The following is a 26,665-nucleotide window of genomic DNA, read 5'->3' as shown; positions in this document are numbered from 1 at the left end:
CCTTTTTCGTTTTGCATATTTTTTTAATACATAATTTTAAACAGTTACATAAAAAACACTCTCACCTCAAAAATACCAATTTATTCCAACAAATTCTGAACGCTCTATGCTATGGTGAAAGCGTCGAACAACAGTTATCCTCGGAGAAAAGCAATGGAACTCTCGAAAAAAACAAAAATCGGCGGACTCCTTAAAGAATATCCTTTTCTACTGGACTATCTCGTTGAGAGATCACCAAAATTTTCCAAACTTAAAAATCCCATCATGCGCAAAACCATCGGGAGCGTTGCAACGCTTGAACAGGCCGCTGGCATGGGCCATCTGGATCTTGGTGAATTTCTACTGGAACTGGCTGGTCAAATATTTCGACACACCGGCGACAACATAACCCTCATAAATCCAAACGAAAGCACGCCACGCTCCAGCCCCTCCACACATGATGAACGTGTGGAAACACTAAAAAACATCGTGCTGCGTCTACACAACGGTGTTCCTGTTGATGAAGTTCGCAAAGACTTCTTGACCCTCCTGCACAACGTTTCTCCGGCTGAAATCGGCCAAATGGAACAAAAACTCGTAGCAGAAGGCATACCGGAATCTGAGATCAAAAAGCTATGCGATCTTCACGTAGAGCTATTTGAACATTCTGTTGAGCAAAGCGCACTGCCGGACATGCCAGCCGGTCACCCTATCCACAGTTTCCAGCAAGAAAACAAACTGGCTGACGAAAAAGCCAGACAACTTATGGACACCATTAAAGGCGCGAAGGATCCACTCGAATATTTCGCTGCGAAACGTGGTATGATTACCGCTGTTGAAGATCTTGCAGAAATCATCCGGCATTACGAGCGCAAAGAAAACCAACTGTTCCCGATTATGGAACGTCATGGCCTTACAGCCCCGCCACAAGTTATGTGGGAACTGCACGATGACATTCGGGCGTTGCTGAAAAAAGCCCGCACAGAACTTACTGGTGATGATGTTCCTGCCACACTTGAAACGCTCAATGAATTTGCAGTGGCAGTATGCGACATGATTCATAAGGAAGAAAACATCCTCTTCCCTATGGTATTTGAAACATTCTCTGATGAAGACTGGGCACAGGTTTACGCAGGCGAAGATGAAATCGGGTATGCATGGATTACCCCAGGAACAGAGTGGACGCCTGCGCAAACAGATAAAATTCATACACAGACAGGTGAGATCTCCTTGGACAGAGGAGAACTTGAGCCTCATGTGATCAACGCAATTCTTAAATCACTTCCGGTTGATCTTTCATTTGTCAACGCTGAAGACAAAGTCGCTTATTTCTCACAAACAGAGGAACGCGTATTCCCTCGCAGTGCCGGAATCATCGGCAGGGATGTTTCAAAGTGCCACCCACCGAAAAGCGTACACATGGTAGAGCAAATCCTCAAAGCGTTTAAAGCTGGGGAACGAGACATTGCCGAGTTCTGGCTGGAACTTAACGGCATCTTTATCCATATCCGCTATTATGCAGTGCGTGACACAGACGGAACCTATCTGGGATGCCTTGAAGTCTCACAGGATGTAACTGGAATTCGTGCTCTTACTGGAGAGCAGCGGCTGTTGAATTGGAAATAGCTTACAAACATATTCAGGACACAACATGGTGTCTGCATACCATGCAAATATAAAAACAGGTGGAGTAGTTTTACTCCACCTGTTTTTTCACGATGCACTCAAATCTTATTGCGTATCACTACGCAATAATCTCTCTATAGGAACAACTTTTAGAAATTGCGTACATTGTGTAATAAAGCTGATTCCACAGCTCTCTCTATGCAGAAACACGTGTGCGCAATATTTGTGTCTGTCACAACCTGCTAACGGAATGGCAAGGTTAATTCCACTTAAAGTGTTTCCAGCCCCCCTGGCTGCTTAAACTTTTCTTTCCGCTTGCCGCAAGACTTCTATTGATTACAGATAACAACTGCGGTGTTGCTGAAGAAACTCCACTTTGCGGGTCTGCCATAGCAAGTGCACGCCTGTTCAAAGCAACAACACGATACTCGGAATCAACCCAGAAAAATGCCTTGTCGGCCTTTACCAATGCACCATCAGAAAAAATATCCTCACTCCATGCTTTAACATTATCTTTATGTTTGGATGACAGAGTAGAGTAAACAACCTTGCTGAATGTACCATCCGGTTCATTATTCATACAACCAGTAAGCAGCAAACAGCATATGCAGTACAATAGTACGTATTTTCCTCGTAACATAACCTCTCCTGTTACATAAAGTTTATTTTTCTTACCAGATATACTCACCCAAGCAAAGGTAAAGAAAAGGTTTCCTATTAGATTTTTAACAATGCACACAAAATTGAGTTCAACCATCAAAATCCATAACACTAACTACTCTTTTATGCAGTGCAATACAGCCCTCTCTCTCCTAAATGCATTCTTCGCGGTACCGTAGACGCCTCTGTTTTTATGGCGTATAGAACCCTCATGGAACAAGTTCATCAGCAAAAAGCGGCTAAAATGCCGCCATTTACAAAGTACACATATTCTCGCGAAGGCATTGATTGCGTGCTCTTCTTTGACGAAAAAAGAAAGTGGCGCATCACAATTAACGGCATCACCCCTGATGCAAAATTCAAAAAACCGGACACCTGCCTGGAAGAACTCGTAGCTAACGAAGTAATGACAGCTTGGGGCGTCGGCTCTGAAATTCTTGCTCTTGTCCCAATCGAGCTAGATCTTTGGGAGCGTCACAAGGCATAATTTTCTCCCTTTCCTGCTGCCTTTTTTACACACAAAAGTCCCTGACAAATTCTGTCAGGGACTTTTTTTACATTCGAAGCAGTAATTTAATACATAATGCCAGCACGTATTGCACTTATTGAGTACGCATTGCCAATGTATGAAAGCCAGAGATCACCATTCTAAATACGCACTGTTCATTTAGCACCATGCATAATATATTATTCACCCCCATCACTTGTCTTTACAATCAATGCAACATACTTTTTTTATGCTAAAACAATATGTAAAAACTTATCAATACATACACTTATGCATTTATATATTTTTGTGATTATTTTTTACATTTTCAACACAAACCATGTTTCTAAAAAATAAGCATCTGAAATAAAAAGGTCATAATATTTACAGTTGATTACAAATATGCAAAAGTTAACAAGGCATGAAAATAAAAAGTGGTACGCAAAAGAACTACTTTGTTTACTTGCTCAATTCATTTTATGGGCATCGCATTGTCACATAAAACTTATTACAATCTCTTTTTGTTTATTTGTTTATTTTTGCATTATTTTCAGTCCGGAGTTTACGATGAACCGCTCTTCCAGCATTAGCATTAGGCTTAACATAATGCTTATCGCCCTGTTGATTCTCACCTGCACCATCATTACTGCCATTAACAACTACACTGCCCGCCAGAGTCTTGAAAAACAACTCATTGAAGAACAGCTGCCTGCAGAGATTTCGAGTGTTTTAGAAGTGGTTGAAAAAGAACTGCTATTACCGGCCTCTCATCTTACGGCTCTTTCAAAAAACCCTTTCCTACTCAACTGGCTTACTGCCGGCGAGCCTAAAAGTACCTCTAACAACATCTACCCTATGCTGTTAAATTTAAGCACTCAACTCAACACATCAGGAGTTGGACTTGCCTCTAAAAAAAGCGGCAAATATTATTCAGCCACCAGCGACACATTTTCTACGCGAGTGATGGGTAAAGAAGACGGCTGGCTTGATGAGTTTGGAGACTCCAGAGAAGAGATCGGAATTAATGTTTATGTAAACGATCCGGCATTCGGCTCCGTTGCCTACATTAACAGACGCATTGAACTCAACAACGCCTTTACCGGTGTGCTTTCCACGTCTATCGGCTTAACTTCTTTTGTGAAAAAAATAACAGCCATGACGTTAGGAAAAAACGGTGTCACCTACATGGCAGATAAAGCAGGCCTTATCCGTCTTCACAAAAACAAAGAGTACATCAACAAACGTACAGTTGCTTCCTTTGCAGGATACGGCGACGAAGCAACGCGTATGCTTTCGCAGGACAAGTATCATTTTGAATATACGGATGCACAGGGAACAGACTGGTATGTGTATTCGAACTACATTCCAGAATTAGGCTGGTTCCTCGTCACAAAAGCAGACAAGGCAGAGCTCTTCGCTGCAATAAACAATGCCCTCTATATTACACTTGCCGTTGCAGCAGGATTAATGCTCATCGCCCTTACCATCAGCCTGAAATTTGTGCGCTCCATCACCGGCCCGCTTAATAAGTGCGTTGGCTATGCGGAGAAAATTGCTCGTGGCAATCTGGACGCAGCATGTCCTGCCCCTCGGAAAGACGAACTTGGCAGACTCATCAAGTCCACCGGCAGCATGGTTGAGGAGCTTAAAAAGAAAATAGCAGAAGCAAATCAACAAGCCCTACTTGCAGACAAAAAAACTTCTGAGGCACAGCATGCCCTCACACAAGCTGAACAAGAAAAGCAAAATGCCATCGCTGCCAGAAATGACAGCATGGAAGCAGCAACTCAGTTGGAATTAGTTGTAGCAACTCTTTCGGAAGCCAGCACCACCCTTGCAGCACAGGCAAGAGACGTAAGCACGGGAACTGATATTCAAAACCGGCGCATGGAAGAAACTGCCACCTCCATGGAGCAACTTACAGCAACCATTATGGACGTGGCGCGTAACGCCTCAGGCTCCGTGCAAAGCACCGACGCAACACGAATCCTTGCAGCTGAAGGTCAGAAACTTGTTGATGATGTCATTGCATCAGTCAATGAAGTCCTAACAATCACACACACCATGAAACAAAGCCTTGGTGAACTGGGAAAAGAAGCTGATAACATTGGCAGCATCATGGCTGTGATTAATGACATTGCGGATCAGACTAACCTGCTGGCCCTGAACGCAGCAATCGAAGCTGCTCGTGCAGGAGAAGCAGGAAAAGGATTTGCTGTAGTAGCAGACGAAGTACGTAAACTTGCAGAAAACACCATGAACGCCACGCAGGAAGTCGGCAACGTTATTTCAGCAATTCAAAACGGTACCCGCCGCAACATTGCAGAAATGGATACTGCCGAAAAAGCCGTGGACAACTCCACAACACTTGCACATGAGGCTGGCGCTTCTCTTGATTCAATTGTTTCTGCAATATCCAATGCTGCAGATCAGGCCTCTGCCATTGCGACAGCAGCTGAAGAACAATCCGCTGCCAGCGAGCAGATAAGCACTGCTGTAGAAGAAGTAGCCCGCATATCTCAAGAATCGTCAGATAATGTAGATAACTCACTGCGGACTATCGACGAAGTCACCAATCTATCAGAACAACTACAGTCACTTATTACAAGGCTCCGCAAAGAATAACACAACGAACCCCGCTTTGCCTGATAATGGGGCAAAGCGGGGTTCGTAATATTTCACTAGGATAAAGACTGACTGAAGTGGCTAATCGCTAGCACGTATCATCAAGCACTCTGCTCCAACTAATCACTTCTGGCGTTGCGCAGCGCATGAATTATTAGAGCACAATGAAGTACTGTTCCACGGCATCAGCAATAAAATTCGAGCCATTCCGCAGCTTCCTGTAATACCGGCAAAGATCATTCCTGCACCAAAAAAAGCCACCAGCACAAGAAACATTGTTGAAACTGCATAACTAAGGAAAAGAGTAAGTAACAGTAGCGTTCCGATGGTTATCAATACCTGTCGTTCAATAGGAATTATTGACCTTCCTTCGTTGACAGGCAATCCGTTGCGCACCCACGCAACTATGCCGCCATCAAGCACTGCAGCATCAATTTTGCCCGACACCGCTTCAGCAGCTTGAACTGCCCTGCTTCCAGAACGGCAAACAAAGACAACCTTCTTATCCTTTCCCACTATATCTTCAATTCGCTCCGCGGATATCAAATCAAACGGCATAACAACTGAATCAGGAATCTCCTGTGCCAAAATCTCTGACGGAGTCCGTATGTCCAGTAAAACCGCCTTGTTTTCATGAACGAGCTCGTCTACAGCGACCGGATCTATTTTCTGTACATGTGTCATAATACTGCTCCTCACTAGAGAATGGAACTTTATTAGGAAAGATAACTAACAATAACAAGTTGTCAACTATATCAATCCAGCCCATTGGCGAACGAGGAAAAGAAACGTAAAAACCGCACAAGCCCAAAAAAGTACTATCCTGATTTATACAGCGGGAAAATCATGCTCAGCAGGAGAAAGAATTTGTGTTTCAGGCTAAAAAGAATTATAGCCGCGCGGAGCCAAAGATTTAGAAATTATTTTGGAGAAAAAAGTTATGGCACTGAGCATCGGTATCGTCGGGCTTCCGAACGTGGGTAAATCTACCCTTTTCAACGCCCTCACAAAGGCGCAGAACGCAGAATCTGCCAACTATCCTTTCTGCACAATCGAACCCAACAAGGCGACTGTTCCTGTGCCGGACAAGCGCATTGACATTCTCACTGAAATTGCAAATCCACAGCGCACACTCCACGCAACTGTAGATTTTATCGATATCGCAGGTCTTGTACGCGGCGCAAGCAAGGGCGAAGGACTCGGCAACCAGTTCCTCGGCAACATCCGTGAAGCAGCCGCTATCCTGCAGGTTATTCGCTGCTTCGACGACGAAAATATTACCCACGTTGACGGCAGTGTTGACCCGCTCCGCGACGTGGAAACAATTGAAACAGAACTGCTGCTTGCAGACGTTCAGTCCGTTGAAAAACGTCATGAAAAATTACAGCGTTCCACACGCGGTAACAAAGCGATGGTTCCTGTTGTAGACGGGTTAAAGGAATTGCTGGATCACCTTAACGAAGGCAACCCGGCATCTACGTTCCCTAAACGCGACAGTGACGTGCTTGCAGAGCAGTTAAAGGAACTGGCATTGCTTACAGACAAAAAAATTATCTACTGCGCAAACGTCGATGAAGACGGCCTTGCAGAAGATAACGAACATGTCTGCGCACTGCGCGAGTTTGCAACCGGTCGAGGATGCGAGCTTGTAAAAATTTGTGCTAAAGTTGAAGAAGAGCTTCAAGGCCTTGAAGAAGAAGAGGCACTGGAACTTCTTGAATCTTACGGCATCAGCGAAAGCGGTCTTGTACAGGTAATTCAGACAAGCTACCGCACACTGGGGCTTATCTGCTACTTTACAGTAGGCGTCAAAGAAGTTCGCGCATGGACAATTATTGACGGCTACACAGCACCACAGGCAGCTGGTGTTATTCACACCGACTTTGAGCGTGGATTTATCCGTGCAGAAGTCATCGCATATGATGCGTTCGTAGAAAATAAAACGGAAGCAGCCTGCCGTGCCATCGGAGCTTTACGCTCTGAAGGAAAAGAATATATCGTTAAAGATGGGGATGTTGTTCACTTCCTCTTTAATGTATAGTACACACTTCCCAAGTCGACATGGCTACTCTGTTTTTTAGCAGAGTAGCCTCACTCGGGAGGTTTCTTTGTGATAAAGCTACCAGCAGGGCTCACCGCTCTCATTTTCTGCATTTTTTCTATTCTTTCATTCCACTCCACAAGCTATAGTATCACCCTTTCTGAAATCCGCGCCCGCGGAGAACTACGTCACCTTGGCGTTCCTTATGCACGTTTTGCCGATACCAATGCAGACGGACTCGATTGCGCTCTCATGCGGCGTTTTTCAGAGTACATCGGAGTTACGTACAAATTTATTCCAACGACATGGACGAACGCTATCCCAGACCTTACGGGCTTCGACGTGCACTCAAACACAACAACTTCCGTTAAAGGCGATGTCCTTGCAAGCGGTTTGACAATCCTCAAAAATCGCAAACAGCACGTACTGTTTTCCCTCCCTACATTTACTGCCCAAGTCTGGTTGCTGGCAAAGCCTAAGGCAGACATTCAACCCATCTCTCCCACAGGAAATCTGTCCAAAGATATTATCAAAACCATTGCCAAAACATCTAAAAAAACCGTGTACGGCATAGAGAATATCTGCATTGACGTGCGCCTCTTCCCCCACCTTCAAAACATTGCCGGTGCAGTAAAGAATGTTGCCCTGCAGTCCATGAAGCAGCCCATATCGTTCATCACTTCCAAATATAATATTTTTCTCATGGAATCCCCCAGTGCTTTAATGGCATTAGAGACATGGCCGTACTCGTTTAAAATTATCGGGCCAATTGCCAGACAGCAGAACATGGGTGTCGCATTTGCACTGGATTCCCCTGAACTCAAAGAAAAGTTCAACGTCTTTTTCACGAAGTTATGGGAAAGCGGAGAATACAGAAAGCTAGTCAATTGCTATTACCCGAACTCATACATTTATTTTAACAAATTCTTTATGAAGAGTTCCCCATAATGAGCAAACCGCTTGAACAACTTTTTTCGGGTAAAAAATCATTCAATATCATACTGACACTCTGTGCAATCATAGTATGCGCCTTCTTGGTGCTGGGTATACTTCTTCATCATTCTCAGTACTCATTGCAGCAGATTAAGCAGCAACAATTTATTAATGACTCGCAAAAAGTAGCAAGTGCATTTAAGGGCTATTTCGCTGAACGTAACAGGGATTTGCGAACGCTTGCATCCGCACAGGCTTTTTCCAGTTATTTTCACAACAAAGCACTCGGCATCTCACTGGACTATGGGATGCTCGCCATTATGGCGGATATCGAAGCGGTACTGCAGCGGTTCATCATTGAGTACAAAGTACAAGGAGAATACATTTTCTCTGAAGTTAATTTTGTAGACTACCAATCTCAAATGCGCATTCGCGCTACCACGAGCAACCGCAGTGGTGCCCCTGTAAGCGTTTCTACTGTTTCTGAAGGGTATTCTGTTGCCCCTAGCAAACCTCTTTCTTTGCAGCAGGGAGGTATACAACGCCAGCTATCTATCTCCATTCCATACGTCATACGAGGCAGACACGTCGGTGAACTCACAGCAACGATGTCCTCTTCCGCCATAGAAAAATACCTCCGCCTGCTCCAGAATTCAGAACAATTCAACCTTGTCCTTGTTTACAAACGTACTCCATTCTCTCAGCTTACCACATCTGAAACACTACATTTTTCTATCAAAAAGCTGCTAAACGCTCCGCCATATACATTAATGGAAATCAACAATGCAGCCCACCTTAATAGTAAGCCGGTTCCTATGACCATGCGGCTCATGCCTGTCCTTAAACGAAAGATCACCGCAATCTCTTTCATAGAAACATCAAAGCTTACGCGTGGGCAATTTTCAGACGGAATTCTTCTTATCTTTTACGGAGTCTTCCTTGCGGCAGCAGCAAGTATTGCCATTGCTTCCCACGTGCTCATTAAAAACACCTCACTGGCACGCAGCCTTAAAGAGGCCGCTGACAGTAAAAAATCCACGGCAAAGCATCTCAAAAAATTACAGGAAGAAATCGTTGTCCGACGAAAAGCTGAGATTCGCGCCCTTACAGCACGCCAAAAAGCGGAGCAACTCACACATGTTGTGCCTAGCGCCGTATTTACCATTACGCTGGATCGAAAAATAGACAGCTGGAACAAGCGTGCTGAAGAACTGACCGGCTACAAAGCTGCTGAGATGATCGGTCGTCCGTGTTCAGCAGTATTTCTGGATACCTGCAAGGAAGAATGCGCCCTTTCACCATACAGGCAAGCTCCCACATGCGGTAATCGCCACTCTCTCAGGCAAAAAAACGGCGAATTGCGTACCATCATCAAAAATACAGAACCAATGCTCGATGGTTTCGGCCAGATAACAGGGCTTATTGAATGTTTTGAAGACATTACAGATCAACAGAAAACTCTGGCAGCACTGGCAAAAACAGAAGCAAACTACCGTGACATCATCCAGAATGCGCAAGACGGTATATTTCAGAGTACCCTTTCCGGCGAAATCCTCAATGCCAACCCCGCGTTTTTAAATATCTTTGAGTTCTCATCTGTTGAAGAAATGCGTAATTCTTTTCGAGGGTTCGAAAATCATTTTTACGTCAGTTCAACACGGCGCTCCGAATTCGTAAACATCATGCTGAAAAAGCGTTTTGTTTCAAATTTTGAATCACAAATCCGCACAAAAAGCGGAAGAACTCTCTGGGTAATGGAAAGCGCACGGTTGCGAACAGCACCAGACGGGTCAATTCGCTTTGAAGGAACAGTACGCGACATCACCGTGCAAAAAGAAGCAGAGCAAAATCTTATTGCTGCCAAAGAGGCCGCAGAAGCAGCGAACATTGCCAAAAACAACTTTCTGGCAAATATCAGTCACGAACTACGGACGCCTATGAACGCCATTATCGGCATATCTGAACTCAGCCTACGCTCAGAGACTGACCCGTACCGTCACCGTAATATGGAAGTTCTCTACAAGGCATCAAGCTCCCTCCTTACTTTGCTCAACGACTTGCTCGACTTTTCTGCCATAGAATCAGACGCCCTTTCACTCAAACTCTCACCATTTTCCTTACCGGAAATGATGTGCAACATTCGCGATCTGATGCGCGGAGAAGCATTAAAAAAGAATCTTGATTTCAACGTGATAACAGAAGAGTCTGTTCCGCCCTTCCTTACAGGAGATAAAGAACGTATTAAGCAGATTCTTGTTAACCTTATATGGAACGCCATAAAGTTTACAAATGAAGGCAAGGTGAACGTTTCCTGCACTGCGATCCCGATTAAAAACACAACAACACAAGTTCCTGTTGGGGATACAAGCGAAACTACTCAGGAAGAGCAGGTATTGCTCACTTGCGCTGTTACTGATTCAGGCATCGGCATTCCCGAGGATAAACTGGAAGAAATTTTCGATAGTTTTGCCCAGCTGCAACACTTTACTGCAGCAGCACACGGTGGGGTCGGGCTTGGGTTAGCAATTTCCCAACGCCTTGCAGCACGCATGGGAGGCTCCATCAGTGTAGAAAGCTCTCTGAATAAAGGTTCAATTTTTACGGTTCAAATACCGTGTCATGTTTCATCTGAAAACACAGACTCTGCACCGCTCTTCTGCACCGAATCCCACACAGAAGTACCTCCAATGCCATCACTCAATGTACTGGTGGCTGAAGACAACCTCTTCAGTCAGGAAGTGGTTATGCAAATGCTTAAAGAAGACGGGCATACCGTCTATCTTGCTGAAAACGGTAAGCAGGTACTTGAAATGCTGGCGTGCACTGATGTTGACATTATTTTGATGGATGTACAGATGCCTGTCATGGACGGCCTTGAAGCGATCAAACGTATCAGAGCAGGTGAAGTACCGGAAATTGATACCTCTATTCCAATTGTAACAATCAGTGCGCACGACTCTGTTACATCCAAAGATAACTTCCACGATGGAGAAGTCACCGAGTGGCTTCAAAAACCTATTACTTTATATTCACTGCAACAAATATTGCGTTCCGTCTTTACAACTCAAGTCTCCCGCTCACAGACTGCCGGACAGGATTCAGCATTGCTAAAAGCACAGGATTCTACTACTGAAATGCACGTAAATTTTGCAATCATAGAAGATATGGTCAATGGAAAGCTCAACATCGTCACCAAAGTACTTGGAACATATTTGTCGTCTCTCCCGGCAACACTGGAGCTTTTACAGTCAGCTTTTGCCGACAATGACTCTAAGGAAGTCTCCCGTATTGCCCACACACTTAAGGCAACTATGGGGTCTGTAGGTGCAACTAAACTCGCATTCACAGCTCAACAGATGGAGCACCTGACACGTGAAGGAGACTTGGATGAAGCCCGCCTGCTGCTTGAAACGTTCATTAAACATGCTCAAGGGTCTATGGACGAAGTTACAGAATATCTTACTCGCCACGACGAAAAGAACGTCTCATAATCTCAAAGTGGCATTTATTACCGCATGCTGCCCGTACTTACCTTGCTGTAACCTCCTCTAAAGTACATCAACACCGCAGCACAACAGTTTTAGCTTACTTTTTACTATCTGCTGATAAATACGCCCTACCTGGCCAACCCAACGACTATTGGCAAGAGATACAGCCCGCATAACCTATCTCCCATGCGAAACAGTTATCCTTTCGCCAGCAAAATACCCCGTGATACTATTCTACCCTGTAGATTCAAATTACACAGACTAACATAATGAGGAAGCATACAATGGCAATCAGTCCAAAAGCCGGTAAAAAAGCACTTCCGTCAGATCTTATAAATGTCCAAAAACTTGTTACAGCTTACTACACGGTGCTGCCGGATCCAAATGAGCCGCAACAGCAAGTAGCCTTCGGCACTTCCGGACACAGAGGCTCTGCCTTTAATGCAAGTTTTAATGAAATGCACATTGCTGCGGTAACACAGGCTATTTGTGAGTATCGTAAAAAAGAAGGCTACACAGGCCCTCTGTTTATGGGCAAAGACACCCACGCCCTTTCAGAACCAGCCCATCAGACTGCGCTGGAAGTTCTGGCAGCAAACTCAGTGACTGTGCAGATTGAAAAAGACGACGCATACGTCCCTACTCCGGTCATCTCCCATGCTATCCTCACATACAACCGAGATCATAATGATCAGGCTGACGGTATTGTGGTTACTCCATCCCATAACCCGCCTCAGGACGGTGGGTTCAAGTATAATCCACCAAATGGTGGGCCGGCAGACACAAAGACCACGAAATGGGTACAAGATCGCGCTAATGAACTTATCCGCGGCAATAACAGCGAAGTAAAACGTGTTCCTCTTGCACAGGCACTGGAGGCTCCAACCACTCTGCGCTATGACTACCGCACGCCGTATGTGAATGATCTTGAAAATATTATCGATATGGAAGCCATCAAAAAAGCTGGTATCCGCATTGGTGTAGACCCTCTTGGCGGTGCAGGCGAAGCGTATTGGGAGCCTATTGCCGAACGGTACGGTTTGAATATTGAAGTAGTAAACAAAGAAATTGACCCGACGTTCCGCTTCATGCCTATGGACAGAGACGGTGTTATCCGTATGGATTGTTCCTCACCATGGGCAATGGCAGACATGATCCGTCTTCAGCCCCATTATGACATCGCCTGTGGCAATGACCCTGACACAGACAGACACGGTATTGTTTGCAGCAAAGGGCTGATGAACCCGAACCATTACCTTGCTGCTGCCATTGAATACCTGTTTACACATCGTCCGCAGTGGAAAGAAGACGCTGTAGTTGGCAAAACACTTGTTTCAAGCCACATGATCGACCTTGTCGTGGAATCTCTGGGTAAAAAAGTTGCAGAAGTACCGGTAGGCTTTAAGTGGTTTGTTCCGGGACTTATTGACGGCAGTTATGGATTCGGCGGTGAAGAAAGTGCTGGTGCAAGCTTCCTGCGCAAAGATGGCACCGTATGGACAACAGACAAAGACGGGATCATCCTGAACCTGCTGGCTGCAGAAATTCTTGCTGTTACCGGTAAAGACCCGCAACAGCACTACGACGCCATGACAGAAAAATTCGGGACACCACTGTATGAACGCCTACAGGCTCCTGCTACACCGGAACAAAAATCTGCATTGAAGCAGCTGTCACCTGAAATGATAGAATCCGATACACTTGCAGGTGAGCAGATTCTGGCAAAACTGACTCAGGCTCCTGCCAACGGCGCTTCTATTGAAGGATTAAAAGTCGTTACTAAATCAGGCTGGTTTGCAGCACGCCCTTCAGGAACTGAAGATATTTACAAAATTTATACTGAAAGTTTTAAGGACAAGGATCATCTCGCACTCTTACAAAAAGAAGCGCAGGCCATGGTTTCTGCTGCATTCAAAGCTGCCGGAGTCTAGTTACTGTCAAAAAAAACCTCCCTATTGATGCCTTGCGTTCTCTCCTTCGAGCCCGTAAGTATCTTGTCTGCTACAGGTTATAATCCGCTGACGCTTTGCAAAAAGTCGGTGTAATGGTATAGCGATAGTCCATATGGAGGTTTCCCAAATGAAGTTTCTAATTGTTGATGACGATTTCGACAGCCGCCGACTCGTGCAAAAAATCCTTCATCCATACGGGTATTCCGATCTCGCAGCAGACGGAGAAGAAGGCGTTGAGGCTTTTCGCCAGGCGCTTGAGGCTGGAGAGCCTTACGACGTGATTACGCTGGACATTATGATGCCGAATATTGACGGACAGGATGCCCTGCGTGAAATCCGCGACCTTGAAAAAGAATACGGCATTTTGCCACCGGAAGGTGCAAAAGTGATCATGATATCCGGCCTTGATGACAGTCAGGAAGTCCATGACGCATTTTTCCTTGGAGATGCAACAAGTTACATTGTAAAACCTATCCGCAAACGAGTGCTCATAGAAGAAATCCAAAATCTTGGAGTTCGTCTCGAACCTTGAGAGAGCGCTCAATCCATCAATTTTTGATAAAAAAAATGGCCAGATCCAACATTTTATGTGATCTGGCCATTGTTTTTCCTTCAAATTAGACTTATGACGCAAGTATCTGTTAGACACTTTTATTCTGTCATAACAAGACAAACAAACCATATCCACACAACAACACAACCTTTTCAGGAGGACTCCAATGGCCTACCCAGAAAACATTTTTTACAGCAAAAGCCACGAATGGACTAAAGTTGAAGGTGACGAAGCTGTCATCGGCATTACCAGCTTTGCTCAGGAACAGCTTGGCGACATCACTTTTGTAGAACTTCCAGAAGTTGGCGACACACTGGACGTTGGTGATGAAATGGGTTCCATCGAATCTGTTAAGGCTGCAAGTGAACTCTACATTCCAGTAGGTGGCGAAATCATCGCTGTTAACGAAGAGCTCGAAGATGCTCCGGAAAAAGTAAACGAATCTCCTTTTGAAGGTGGCTGGCTCATTAAGGTTAAACTCTCCGGCGAACCGGAAGGTCTCCTTTCTGCTTCTGAATATGAAGAGCTGGTAGCTAGCGAAGCACACTAGAAAAAAGGAGGCACTATGCCGTTTACTCCGCATACTTCTGATGAAGTTCAGGCAATGCTCGACGTTATCGGCGTCAGAACCATTGAAGACCTGTTTGTTGACATCCCGGCAGATATGCGTCCAAAAAGCTTTGACCTCCCTCAGGGGTTGAGCGAAATGGAAGCTTGCACCTATCTTGAACAGCTTGCAGGCAAGAACAAAACTGACCTCGTAAGCTTTCTCGGTGCCGGATTTTACAACCACTACATCCCGAAAGCGATTGACAACCTTATAGGTCGTGGTGAGTTCTACACTGCGTACACTCCGTATCAGCCAGAATCCTCACAGGGTACTCTTCAGGCTATTTTTGAATTCCAGACAGCTGTTTGCCGTCTGCTTGAAATGGATGCTGCCAACGCCTCTGTGTATGACGGTGGTACCGCTATTTTCGAAGCAGTCATGATGGCTGTGCGTGCAGGTCGCAAGCGCAACAAAATCGTTGTTGATGAATGTGTCAGCCCGATTTACCGTGAAATGCTGGACACCTACTCCGACAATATCGATATCAATATTGTTGTAGTACCGCACAAAGACGGCTTATCCGACATGGAAGGCCTCAAAGCAGCAATCGACGGCGAATGCGCCGGTGTAGTTGTGCAGAACCCGAACTTCTTCGGTAATGTTCAAGACTTTACCGAACTGTTTGAACATGCACACGCAAACAAAGCACTCGGCATTATCTCCGTTTATCCGGTCATGCAGTCTGTCATGAAAACTCCTGGAGAAATGGGTGCTGATATTGCAGTTGCAGAAGCACAAAGCCTTGGACAGCCTCTTGCTTTCGGTGGCCCGTACCTCGGCGTCATGTCCTGCACCAAGAAACTTCTTCGCCAGATTCCTGGCCGTGTTGTCGGCCGTACAGAAGATGTTGACGGAAAAACAGGCTACGTACTCACCCTGCAAGCTCGTGAGCAGCATATCCGTCGTGCAAAAGCGACTTCCAACATCTGCTCCAACCAGGCTCTGTGCGCACTCCGCGCCCTTATTCACATGTCCCTGCTAGGCCCTGAAGGGCTTATCCGTACTGCGGAATTAAGCATGGAGCGCGCGCATTACCTTGCAGATCGTCTGACCATGATCGAAGGGGTTGAACTGCTGAACGCTGCGCCATTTGGTAACGAATTTGCCATCCGCCTGCCGATCAAAGCTGAAGAAGCTATTGAGGCACTTATGGAAAAAGGGTTTGTTACCGGTTTCCCTGTCGGACGTTACTACGAGGGCATGGATGATGTTCTCCTCGTTGCCTGTACTGAGCTGCACTCATTTGAACAGATTGGTGTATTCACCGAACTGTTGGGAGGTATTCTCTAATGAAAACCATCTTTTCCCAATCCGTTCAGGGTCGTACCGCATGTCTGCCGCCAATGCCGGAAGAACGTGCTGAGCGTTTTCTTCCGAAAGAGCTCATGCGCGCCAAACGCCCTGCCTTACCTGAAGTCAGTGAACTTGATGTTGTTCGTCATTTCACCAAGCTGAGCACACTCAACTACGGTGTTGATACCAACTTCTACCCGCTCGGCTCCTGTACTATGAAGTACAACCCGAAATTCACAGAGTATGTGGCAGCACTGCCAGGATTCACATCCCCACACCCAGCACTGCCACAGCTTCCTAAAGGCACCCAGTACACTCAAGGTTGTCTGGAAGCCATGTATGAAGCAGAAAAAATGCTCTGCGAACTTACCGGCATGGATGCTTTCACATCCCAGCCAATGGCAGGCGCCAACGGCGAGCTTACAGGTGCACTCATTATTGCTGCGTACCACAAAGACAAGGGCAACAAGAAAACCAAAATTATTTGCCCTGACGCTGCACACGGTACCAACCCTGCATCAGCGGTGCTTGCCGGCTACGAAGTTGTTAACATCGAATCCAAAGACGGCATCGTAGACCCTGAAGCACTTGAAGCTGCTCTTGATGAAGATGTAGCTGGCGTTATGATGACATGTCCGAACACACTCGGCCTGTTTGAAAGCCATCTTCCACAGATTGTAAAAAAATTACGTAAAGTTGACGCACTCCTTTACTATGACGGTGCAAACTTTAACGCGATTATGGGTAAAATGCGTATCGGTGATGTCGGATTCGACGTAGTACACCTCAACGTACACAAAACCCTTGCTACCCCGCACGGCGGCGGTGGCCCGGGCGCCGGTCCTGTCGGTGTTTGTGCCCGCCTTGAGCCATACTTGCCGAACCATCGTCCAGCCAAAGCAGCAGACGGCTCATTCTACCTTGATACGGACAATCCAAAGTCCATCGGACATATATCTCCGTTCTACGGCAGCTTCTCTGTAATGCTCAAAGCATTTGCATACATGCTCCGCCTTGGCGGTGAAGGACTCACCCAAGCTACAGAACGTGCGGTTCTGAACGCTAACTACATGCGTAAGCGTTTAGAAAACCATATGCACATTCCGTACAACCGCATCTGCATGCACGAATTCGTAGCTTCAGCTTGCAATCAGCAGTCTGAATGCGGCGTACGTGCTCTCGATATTGCAAAAGCGTTGCTGGAAAAAGGACACCACGCTCCTACCATCTACTTCCCGCTTATTGTAAAAGAATGCATGATGTTTGAGCCTACTGAAACTGAAAGCAAGGAAACTCTCGATATCTTCCTTGATGACCTTATTGAAATTCTTGAATCTGCAAAAACAGATCCGCAGTCTCTTCTGGAAGCACCTCGCAATACCCCTGTTCGCCGCCTTGACGAAACAAAGGCTGCGCGTGAAATGGTGTTGACCGATGATGTATGATCTGATTGTAGTGGGTTCCGGTCCGGGCGGGCTTAAAGCTGCCACTCGAGCAGCAACAGCCGGACTGAAAACCGCACTTGTAGAAAAATCCGATATTGGTGGAACATGCCTTAACTGGGGTTGTATCCCTACTAAGATGTTCCTTGGTGCAACAGCGGCAAGCCCGCTGCTGCATACACAGGTAAAAGCGAAAACTGTCACAGGAAGCCTCGACTTTTCTCTGCCGTCTCTGGTGCAGAAAAAAGACCGCTTCATTAAAGGCACTCGCTCTGCTGCAGAAAAACAACTTATCAGCTTGGGCGTAGATATCCTTAAAGGCACTGCTGCGTTCAGTTCTCCTACTGCCATCACCGTAACCAACGATGAAGGCTCTACTGAGGTTACATTTAAAAAGCTGATTATTGCCACCGGCTCCATGCCTTCCGCTTTTCCGGGACTGGAACCGGATGGAGATTGCGTTCTCAACTCATCCCACGTCCTTACGCTGACAGAGGCTCCTGAGTCTCTTATCATCGTAGGTGCAGGCGCAATCGGTCTCGAAATGGGTGATTTTTTCAGCCGCCTCGGCACTAAAATCACCATTGTAGAAGCATTGCCTAACCTTGCGCCAAGCGAAGATCCGGATGTTGGTGATACATTCCGTAAAATCCTTAAGCGTGAGAAATGGGGCATCCGTACTGGTGAAAAAGTACAGAGCCTCAAAACAGTTGACGGTAATGCTGTCCTGACATTCGAATCCGGCGAGACATTAACTGCTGACAAAGCACTTATGGCTGCAGGAAGAACTCCTGCCTCTCAGGAGCTTAATGCAGCGGCTGCCGGTATTGAATGTGTAGGCGCAGGATGGATCACCACAGATGATCATCTGCTTGCAGCAGAGAACATCTACGCAATCGGTGACGTTAACGGTAGAACCCTGCTGGCACATGCAGCAGACCATCAGGCTTGCTACGCTGTAGACCATGCGAGCGGTAAAACTACCGCAGCATACGAGTCCGGCCCTATGCCGGCATGTATCTACGGTCATACAGAAGTAATGCGTGTAGGTCCGAATACTGCAGAACTACAGAAAGCAGGCCATACCGTAGAAACATCTACAGCCATGCTTGTAGCAAACTCCATCGCACAGTCCTATGGCTCTACCCAAGGATTTGTAAAAGTACTGTGGGTTGAAAACAAGGTGCACGGCATCGTTGCTATCGGTCACGGGGTATCCCACCTTGTAACCGGCGCAACCATCATGGTTAAGCAACAATGGTCACTGAAAGATGTACACTCCATCATCTGGGCGCACCCAACGCTTGACGAAGCCTTGGAAATGGCTCTGATTGCACCGCGCAAGCCTGCATAAAAAAACACAACACACGAAAGACCGTCTCTTTGAGGCGGTCTTTTTTTTGATATTTTAACCGTGGCTCTTACCATTGGCATGCACTTCGGGCGGCTCTGAGGAAACATTTCAACAGGGTTTACCGCCAGCCGTTTCCATTTTTTTTGGGTAATGACTCAGACAGAGAGGGGTACGATATCAACTCATTCAAAACTATGAGAAATTACAAATAAAGAATACAATCAATATCCTTAGCTCCTAACTATAAAAAAACGTAATGCTGTTGACCTGTCTATAACTTCATACTTTAGACCTTACCCATCGTTAGGAAAGTAGCGGGACGCTTCTCACCTTCAAACTAGATAAGGATTAAATGATGAATATCAGTATTAGAAAAACGGAGCACAGTGATCTTTCAGAAATCATGCGTGTTGAGGAAGAGGCTTTTGGATATAACAAAGAGGCAGAGTTGGTTAAGGATTTACTAAATGACCCAACCGCTGAACCAAGGCTTTCCCTGTTAGCTTTTGATGGGGACGAAGCAGTTGGGCATATTTTGTTCACATCCGTCATGATAGGCGACACTAAAATAAAAGCTTCTATCCTGGCACCTCTTGCAGTTGTGCCCAAGGCCCAGAGCCAAGGCATCGGTGGCAAACTGATACAAGAAGGCCTGAAAAGGTTACAAAAAGAGGGCGTCAGTATTGTCTTTGTCCTCGGTCACCCCGGGTATTACCCTAAATACGGTTTTGCTCCTGTTTATCCACGCGCTATAGATGCTCCATATCCCATCCCTGAAAAGCATCGGGATGCATGGATGATGCAGGTATTAGACAACACAAACCCAGCAACAATATCAGGGACAGTCGTTGTTTCTGACATATTGAACCAGCCGGAGCACTGGCGCGAATAATTAACCAAGGCGATTACTATGTATACAGTCGGCAGACTTGCCAAAAAATTTGGCTTATCCAGAAGTACACTCCTCTATTATGATTCCATTGGCCTTCTCTCCCCTTCCCACCATACTAAAGGTGCTTATCGCTACTACACAGACAACGACGCAGAAACACTACGTCGAATCTGCATGTATCGAAAAACAGGTTTAAGCTTAAAGAGCATTGCTCGAATTCTGAGTTCCAAAACAACATCAGAAACAGCCACAGTGCTTGAACACCGGCTTGAAAGCCTGAATGAAGAGATAGCTTCCCTGCAAAATCAATACAGGATTGTGGCAGAATTACTTCAAAAATCTGCCCTGCCGACAACTACCCCTCAAAATACAGAAGCATGGACAACCATGTTTGCAGATGCCGGATTAAGCACAGAAGAAATGCGCCAATGGCACACTGATTTCGAACGGACAGATCCTCATGAACACGCCTCGTTTCTCAAAGATTTGCATCTGCCTGAAAAAGAAATTGCCATGATCCGCTCATGGGCTGCGGCTCCGCAATCCATCTTAAAACTCCAGCAGGCATCTGAAGAGTTCATGAACACTTTTTTCCGCTTCTATGAAAACATTGAGAGAAAAGGTCCCGGCAGCTTCGAGGAAACCCTCCGCGCTTTTACTTTGTGCTCAGAATTACCAGCCGTTCCTAAATTACTGGATATCGGATGCGGCAGCGGTGCAAACACTGTCGATCTCGCCCATATGAGCAACGCCAACATCACCTGCATCGATATTTACCCTCCTTTTGTTGAAGAAACACGCCAACGTGCCCTTGCTGAAGGCCTCACAAACCGCATCACTGCAGAGAAACAAGACATGGCAAAACTGCCATATGAAGCGGAACAATTTGATATTATCTGGTCTGAAGGTGCAGCCTATATTATGGGGTTTGATGCAGCTCTTACGTACTGGAAGCAGTTTCTTACCTCCAAAGGCTACCTTGTAATAAGTGAAGCTGTATGGCTGAAAAAAACCAGCAGCGAAGATCTGATCAACTTTTGGAAAGAGGCATACCCCGCTATGCGGGATACAAAATCAAACATTAATGCCATAAAAAAAGCTGGTTACCACCTAAAAGGCACCTTTACCCTCCGCCAACAAGATTGGGACACCTTCTACAACAGATTAGAAAAACACCTGAATGCCCTTCCACCCAAATTGCTGAAACAGCCATATGCAGCGGATATTCTGGAGCTCACCCGCCGTGAAATAGCTCTCTACAGAACCCATAGAGGATATTACGGATATGATTTTTATATAATGCAAAACCAGTAATTTGCCTTTGTATTACAGTACGCTTCATACTAGATCAAAACACTACTTTAACTATACGTAATAATTCTTAAAAAGAACGTAAAAAACACTTAGTGAAATATAACAGACTCTAACTATCGAATATTTGAACAAAAAGTTAATGCACTATTGGAAAAATCTGCATGCAAAATTTCTTTCTAAAATCATTTTACTTTCTTTACTCGAATTATTCTTATGAAAATAAGCACATAGTTTCATAAACATCCTTGTCCCACTCCTCTGGTTGCCATATATTACATCTTGACCACGCATAATTTTGACCTAAACCAGAAAACTATACTAGCCGGAGGGGACCAGTATGACGATTAAGAGAACATTGCTTATTGCGCTTTCTCTTGTGTTGTTTGCGACATCCGTAGTCCAGGCGCAAGAGTTCATCCTTCAACCTAAAGTTGCCAGTTTCAACTTCCTTATTGACGACTCTGGCTCCATGATGATGCACGAAGCGCAAACAGGATTGAAAAAGATCGTTCTTGCCAAAAACGTGGCACAGATGATCAACAAAGCTATGCCTGCATTCCCATGCATGATGGCAGCAGCTCAAACCTTCACTCCTTTCCAACCTATTGTTGCATACGGACAGTATGATCCAGGCGTAATGTCAGGAGCTATTAACTCCATTACTACTGACAAAGAAATCCGCGCACGTTGGACCAAGATCGGTGAAGCATTCCAGCTTCTCACACCTATGGCAACCCAAATGGAATGCAAAGGTGCTGTGATCCTTATTTCTGACGGCGTGAACAACATGGGTCCGGATCCTGTTGAATCCCTTATGGGCTTCTACAATGCCAACCCTGACATCTGCGTACACTTCGTATCTTTTGCAGACACTGCAAAAGGCAGCGAGACCATGATGGAACTCTTCAACCTTAACTCTTGCTCCGTATTAGCAGACGGTAAAACTCTGCTTAACGACCCTGTAGCATTCAACGAGTTCATGGTTGACGTATTCTACACTCCTGTTGAAGTTGTTGAAGATGTGATCCAGATTGACAACGTGCTCTTCCACTTCGATTCCTCTAAAATCCTCCCAGAAGCACGTGCAATTCTTGATCAAGCAGCAAAACTGATCATGTGCAACGAAAGCTGCACCACCGTTATCGGTCACACCGATTCCATCGGTACAGCTAAGTACAATGTTGGTCTGTCACTGCGCCGTGCAACAGCCGTCCGCAATTACCTTGTTATGAAAGGCGTACCAGCTGATCGTATCAAAGTGATTGGTAAAGGCGAATCTGATCCAGAATACACTAACGAAACAGCAGAAGGACGCAGATGCAACCGTCGCGTTAACATCCTGCTCAATTAGTACATACAAAAAATGCCCGACAGCTCAGGCTGTCGGGCTTTTGTGCGCAACTAACTGAAAATGACAATACCCACGGCGGGTAGCCCCTGTTTGTTACCGCAGCAAAAACATTTGGTTTGTCATCAATCTTTCAGGAGATCTACATGAAAAAGGTTCTGGTTTTGTTTGTTATTGCGTGTGTCACAACCCTGCTCAATACACCATCAAAAGCAGTTACGCAGCAGGAGCTTGAGAACACACTACGCAGTCACGCAGCAAAAAACATCGACACTATGTGCAGCCAAATGCCTGATTGCGGCGGTAAAGTAGAAACAGGTAAACTCCCGAACGGGAAATGGATCCGTTCGTACTGCGATTTAAAAAAAGACACCATCAACGTCGCAGTGCATAAGGATAAAGAAACAGGAACATATGTTGGCGTATTCAAATACATCAAAGTAACGTATGAGGCTGTCGGTGATTCAAAAGAGTCTGTTATGCAGCAGCCATTCCGGGTTGTTCAAAGAAATCGCGTTACAAAAATTCGGCAATACCGAAACGGACACTGGGAATAGAACATAGCCACACATCAGGCGAACTGACACTAGTCTGGCCCTCTTCTGAGTGATACTTCGCACCACCGCTTGATGTTTCTTTTCCCATTCACTTTACAAAAAAAAAGACCTGACATGAGACACGTCAGGTCTTTTTACTTTTCCAATTTCAACTATCAAGTAATCAGAGAAATAAAGAAGTTGTTAATTAGCTTCTTTTAGTCAATCCGTACTTGCGCAACTTGTATTGCAAGGTACGCCTGCTGATTCCCAAGGCATCTGCTGTGCGCTCCCTGTGCCCGCCATTGGCATTCAGCGCTTCTATAAGCGCCTGACGTTCAGCATCATCAAGTGTTTTCGGACGGGAAATAGTCCGGTTACCATTTCCGTTCTGAGGCGGCATACCGGAAGCCTGTCCATTGTAGCCTTGCTGTCCGGTATATCCTGTTTGATTATTGTATGGATTCTGCTGACTGAAGTCAGTGCGTGTGAAATCTGTCGGGGTAAAAGAGTTCTGCCCAGCACCGTAATCAGTACCGGAAGGCGCTGCATAGTTCGGCTGAGAATAGGACTGCCCTGCTGCCATACCTTCCTGCTGTGCAAATTGTGACTGCGGCAACTGAACAGGCTTCGGAGGCTCCATCAGTAACGGTGGTAACGATTCAACATTTAAAATTTCAGAGCGTGAAAGAATAAGTGCACGTTCGAGCACGTTTTCCAACTCTCGAACGTTCCCCGGCCAGGAGTACATGGTGAGTTTCTGCATAAAATCAGGACTCACCCCTCGAACGCTTTTACGGTTCTTGCGTCCTAACTTATCAAGTAATCTGCTGACCAAAAGCGGTAAATCTTCTAAACGATCACGCAATGGCGGGGAAACAAGTTCCAGCACGTTAAGACGGAAATACAAATCTTCGCGAAACTCACCTTTTGCAACAGATTCACGTAAATTACGGTTTGTTGCCGCAATGATGCGTACATCCACTTCTACAGGCTTCACAGCACCAAGCGGTTCAACAACACGCTCCTGCAAGGCGCGCAGCAACTTTGCCTGAAGTTCAATAGGCATTTCGCCTACTTCATCAAGGAATAGTGTCCCGCCCTTCGCAAGCTGGAAACGTCCGGGCTTATCTTTTACTGCGCCTGTAAACGCCCCGCGGACATACCCGAAAAGTTCACTTTCAAGCAAATTACCCGGCAACGCCGCGCAGTTTACCTTTACCATCGGGAAGGCAGCACGGTTACTGCGTTCATGCAGAGCCTCAGCGATCAGTTCCTTACCGGTTCCTGATTCACCCATGACCAGCACGGTTGCTTCTGTAGGCCCCACCTGACGGATAAGCTCAAGCAAATCGTCCATGGCATCGCAGGCGCCAATAATTTTTTCCGAAGGGTCATTGCCGATAAATTTTTTACGCAGATTTTCATTCTCTGCCAGCAGTCTGCCATGCGTGTAGGCTTTTTCAAGGACAGCAATCAGCTCATCGTTATCCGCAGGCTTGCTGAGATAGTCAAATGCACCGCGCTTCATGGCTTCAACAGCAGAACCTACTGTGCCAAACGCGGTCAGCATAATGACGGGCAGGTTAGGATACTTTTCCTGAATGATAGCAAGCGTCTCACTGCCGTCTATCCCTGTCATACGCATGTCCAGAAGAACAACATTAACGTTGTGCGCTGCAAGATATTCAAGACCGGCCTCACCGGAGCTTGCCTCCGCAACGTTCCAGCCCGCGTCTTCCACAACAGCACGCACCATCATGCGCAGTGCAGGTTCATCATCAATCACCAACAGTTGTTTATTATATGACATATTGTTCCTCATCTTCCTCATCGGGGAAAAAGAGTGCAATGGTGCATCCGCGTCCGGCATTAGATTCAATCAATGCCTTACCTTCGTGCTCCATCATAGTTTTGTGAACCAGTGCAAGCCCGAGTCCTGTACCTTTTGATTTAGTGGTAAAGAATGGCTCAAAGGCCTGATCGATCTGCTGCTTCTCCATACCCGGACCATTGTCGCGCACGAAAATCCATACCCCGTCTTCGCCGTAGGCAGAGGCAATATGAATCTGCTTCTGCTCGCCATCTGTAGCATCCAGTGCGTCAAGACTGTTCAGCATCAAGTTAATAAGGGTCTGTTTAAGCAAATCAGCATCAGCCTGCACATAGGAGGACTCGAGACTCACCTCAAGCTGTACTCCTTTAGCTTCCAGATCGAACCGCAGCAGGTTGCTGATACCTTCAGCAAGCTCAATAAGATCTACCTCTTCTTTCTGCACCGCTCGCGGTCGGGAAAGATAGAGTAAGTCTGTAATAACGCGATTCAATCTGTCTGCTTCAGTAATCATCGTTTGAGCATATGTTTCATCCGGCTCACTGCCCTTAAATTTCTTGGCAAAATACTGGGCAAAACCGCGAAGCGCACTCAAAGGATTTCGAATTTCGTGCGCCATACCAGCGGCAACAGTACCAAGCGCTGCCATTTTCTCCGCATCCTGCAAGCTCTTTTCCAACTCGCGAAAACGGGTTCTGTCACGCACAAGCACTAATCTTGAGCCAGCTTCTTTATGCTCTTTAAGTGGAACGGATAGAATTTCCATGTGCGTACCCTGAACAGTAACCTGTTCCCAGTTCGCATTGGATTCATCCGGTAAATTTTTCAGGCAGTTTGCCAAGTCTTCCGGCAAGGAAGAAACGGACAGCCCGGCCAGCCCGCTGCCTTTGGCGTTAAAAATAGTATGCGCAGCAGGGTTGGCTGCACGGATCACATTATCAGGACTTACAATGAGCAGACCATCGGGCAGGTTATCCAAAAGACGAGCCTGAAAACGCTCAAGCTGCAAGGCTTTGCCTGCCAGTTCACGACGTTTAAGCAACGCCATAGCCAATGCCCATGTAAAAATAGCAGCTATAAGAATGTATGCAGCCTGAAACAATGCGTTTTGCTTGAAGCCTTTATAAATTGCAAAATGCTTGGTCATATCAAGACCAACAACGAGAAACGTATTGCGCGGTGGAGCATCAGGTTCAAGAGAAGGCTCTTCCAACCCTTTGCTGTGCTTTGCATACACATACACACGGTGTTTACCGAACTTTGCGATACCACTCCATGTACCGGACTGTACCATAGTTGGAATGGCCTGTTGCGGGAAAAGAATTGTATTTGCCTCACCCCCCTCAAGAGAGGAAAGGATTTGACCGCCCTTCTCATCAAGCAAGCCAACAAACATTACTTCACCACTCTTCTGCAACTCACGAAAGAACTTGGCAGTACTAGGCAACCCCGCCACCTGTCCGTTCTGTGTAAGAATACCGGTACGTAGTGAAATATCCACCGACTGAAGAACTGAGCGCGCTGTCAACTGAAGATGCTGCAACCGTGCTTCTTCCTGCTGCCGTAATGTCTGCCCTGTAGAGACGATAAGCGAAAGTCCGATAGTAATAAGGGTAACTATCGCAATAATAATCGTACTTCGCTCTTTACTTAAATCTGCAATTTCCATGTATATCCTGATCCGCAACCCACCACTAT

20 protein-coding genes are annotated in these 26,665 nt (G+C 46.0%); 16 read left to right on the top strand and 4 right to left on the bottom strand.

The window, feature by feature from the left end:
* The first annotated feature begins 153 nt into the window (after positions 1–153).
* On the top strand, positions 154–1,605 hold the full coding sequence (locus SP90_RS11160; RefSeq protein ID WP_066856028.1) for a DUF438 domain-containing protein: 1,452 nt from the start codon (positions 154–156) through the stop codon (positions 1,603–1,605).
* Positions 1,606–1,864: 259 nt separating this feature from the next.
* On the opposite strand, the gene SP90_RS11155 is transcribed toward SP90_RS11160, so the two are convergent.
* A complete protein-coding gene (locus tag SP90_RS11155; RefSeq protein WP_157471255.1) occupies positions 1,865–2,377 on the bottom strand; it encodes a hypothetical protein in 513 nt (170 codons plus the stop codon).
* Between the two features lie 99 nt (positions 2,378–2,476).
* On the opposite strand from SP90_RS11155, the gene SP90_RS11150 reads away from it, so the two are divergent.
* Together SP90_RS11150 and SP90_RS11145 are read left to right on the top strand one after the other, a co-directional pair.
* Entirely contained in the window at positions 2,477–2,752 is a 276-nt protein-coding gene (locus SP90_RS11150) for a hypothetical protein (RefSeq protein WP_066856022.1), read from the top strand.
* A gap of 567 nt (positions 2,753–3,319) precedes the next feature.
* On the top strand, positions 3,320–5,377 hold the full coding sequence (locus SP90_RS11145; RefSeq protein ID WP_066856019.1) for a methyl-accepting chemotaxis protein: 2,058 nt from the start codon (positions 3,320–3,322) through the stop codon (positions 5,375–5,377).
* A gap of 123 nt (positions 5,378–5,500) precedes the next feature.
* On the opposite strand, the gene SP90_RS11140 is transcribed toward SP90_RS11145, so the two are convergent.
* A complete protein-coding gene (locus tag SP90_RS11140; RefSeq protein ID WP_066856015.1) occupies positions 5,501–6,061 on the bottom strand; it encodes a rhodanese-like domain-containing protein in 561 nt (186 codons plus the stop codon).
* Between the two features lie 256 nt (positions 6,062–6,317).
* Between SP90_RS11140 and ychF the strand changes: the two genes are divergently transcribed.
* From ychF to SP90_RS11075, 13 genes are all read left to right on the top strand, one after another.
* Entirely contained in the window at positions 6,318–7,418 is a 1,101-nt protein-coding gene (gene ychF / locus SP90_RS11135) for a redox-regulated ATPase YchF (RefSeq protein ID WP_066856012.1), read from the top strand.
* Positions 7,419–7,487: 69 nt separating this feature from the next.
* Positions 7,488–8,366, top strand: coding sequence for a transporter substrate-binding domain-containing protein (locus SP90_RS11130; protein ID WP_066856009.1), 879 nt, complete (start codon positions 7,488–7,490; stop codon positions 8,364–8,366).
* Complete coding sequence (locus SP90_RS11125; RefSeq protein WP_066856006.1) at positions 8,366–11,842, top strand: PAS domain-containing hybrid sensor histidine kinase/response regulator; 3,477 nt, start codon at positions 8,366–8,368, stop codon at positions 11,840–11,842. The genes SP90_RS11130 and SP90_RS11125 overlap by 1 nt, the downstream gene beginning before the upstream one ends.
* A 281-nt stretch (positions 11,843–12,123) precedes the next feature.
* Positions 12,124–13,770 (top strand): phosphoglucomutase (alpha-D-glucose-1,6-bisphosphate-dependent), encoded by a 1,647-nt coding sequence (gene pgm, locus SP90_RS11120; protein ID WP_066856003.1) that lies wholly within the window; start codon positions 12,124–12,126, stop codon positions 13,768–13,770.
* A 148-nt stretch (positions 13,771–13,918) separates the two neighbouring features.
* Complete coding sequence (locus SP90_RS11115) at positions 13,919–14,323, top strand: response regulator (protein ID WP_066856000.1); 405 nt, start codon at positions 13,919–13,921, stop codon at positions 14,321–14,323.
* 187 nt (positions 14,324–14,510) lie between these two features.
* Complete coding sequence (gcvH, locus tag SP90_RS11110) at positions 14,511–14,894, top strand: glycine cleavage system protein GcvH (RefSeq protein WP_066855997.1); 384 nt, start codon at positions 14,511–14,513, stop codon at positions 14,892–14,894.
* 15 nt (positions 14,895–14,909) lie between these two features.
* A complete protein-coding gene (gene gcvPA / locus SP90_RS11105; RefSeq protein ID WP_066855994.1) occupies positions 14,910–16,244 on the top strand; it encodes an aminomethyl-transferring glycine dehydrogenase subunit GcvPA in 1,335 nt (444 codons plus the stop codon).
* Positions 16,244–17,692: an aminomethyl-transferring glycine dehydrogenase subunit GcvPB gene (gene gcvPB, locus SP90_RS11100; protein ID WP_066855991.1), complete on the top strand. Its 1,449-nt coding sequence runs from the start codon at positions 16,244–16,246 to the stop codon at positions 17,690–17,692. Before gcvPA ends, gcvPB begins: the two co-directional genes overlap by 1 nt.
* Positions 17,682–19,043 carry a dihydrolipoyl dehydrogenase family protein gene (locus tag SP90_RS11095; RefSeq protein WP_066855988.1) on the top strand — a complete coding sequence of 454 codons (1,362 nt, stop codon included), beginning with the start codon at positions 17,682–17,684 and terminating at the stop codon, positions 19,041–19,043. The genes gcvPB and SP90_RS11095 overlap by 11 nt, the downstream gene beginning before the upstream one ends.
* Positions 19,044–19,398: 355 nt before the next feature.
* Entirely contained in the window at positions 19,399–19,935 is a 537-nt protein-coding gene (locus SP90_RS11090; protein ID WP_197498793.1) for a GNAT family N-acetyltransferase, read from the top strand.
* 18 nt (positions 19,936–19,953) lie between these two features.
* Entirely contained in the window at positions 19,954–21,249 is a 1,296-nt protein-coding gene (locus tag SP90_RS11085) for a MerR family transcriptional regulator (protein WP_066855981.1), read from the top strand.
* A 337-nt stretch (positions 21,250–21,586) separates the two neighbouring features.
* Positions 21,587–22,600, top strand: a complete 1,014-nt coding sequence (locus SP90_RS11080) for an OmpA family protein (RefSeq protein WP_066855978.1) — start codon at positions 21,587–21,589, stop codon at positions 22,598–22,600.
* A 143-nt stretch (positions 22,601–22,743) separates the two neighbouring features.
* Positions 22,744–23,154, top strand: coding sequence for a hypothetical protein (locus SP90_RS11075; protein ID WP_066855975.1), 411 nt, complete (start codon positions 22,744–22,746; stop codon positions 23,152–23,154).
* A 187-nt stretch (positions 23,155–23,341) separates the two neighbouring features.
* Here SP90_RS11075 and SP90_RS11070 read toward each other — a convergent pair whose 3' ends face one another.
* Positions 23,342–24,946 carry a sigma-54-dependent transcriptional regulator gene (locus SP90_RS11070; RefSeq protein WP_066855972.1) on the bottom strand — a complete coding sequence of 535 codons (1,605 nt, stop codon included), beginning with the start codon at positions 24,944–24,946 and terminating at the stop codon, positions 23,342–23,344.
* Entirely contained in the window at positions 24,936–26,636 is a 1,701-nt protein-coding gene (locus SP90_RS11065) for a two-component system sensor histidine kinase NtrB (RefSeq protein WP_066855969.1), read from the bottom strand. Before SP90_RS11065 ends, SP90_RS11070 begins: the two co-directional genes overlap by 11 nt.
* Positions 26,637–26,665 lie beyond the last annotated feature (29 nt).

Source organism: Halodesulfovibrio spirochaetisodalis, from assembly GCF_001672295.1.
Classification (GTDB): Bacteria; Desulfobacterota; Desulfovibrionia; order Desulfovibrionales; family Desulfovibrionaceae; genus Halodesulfovibrio; species Halodesulfovibrio spirochaetisodalis.
This window is presented reverse-complemented; position numbering and strand designations above follow the sequence as displayed.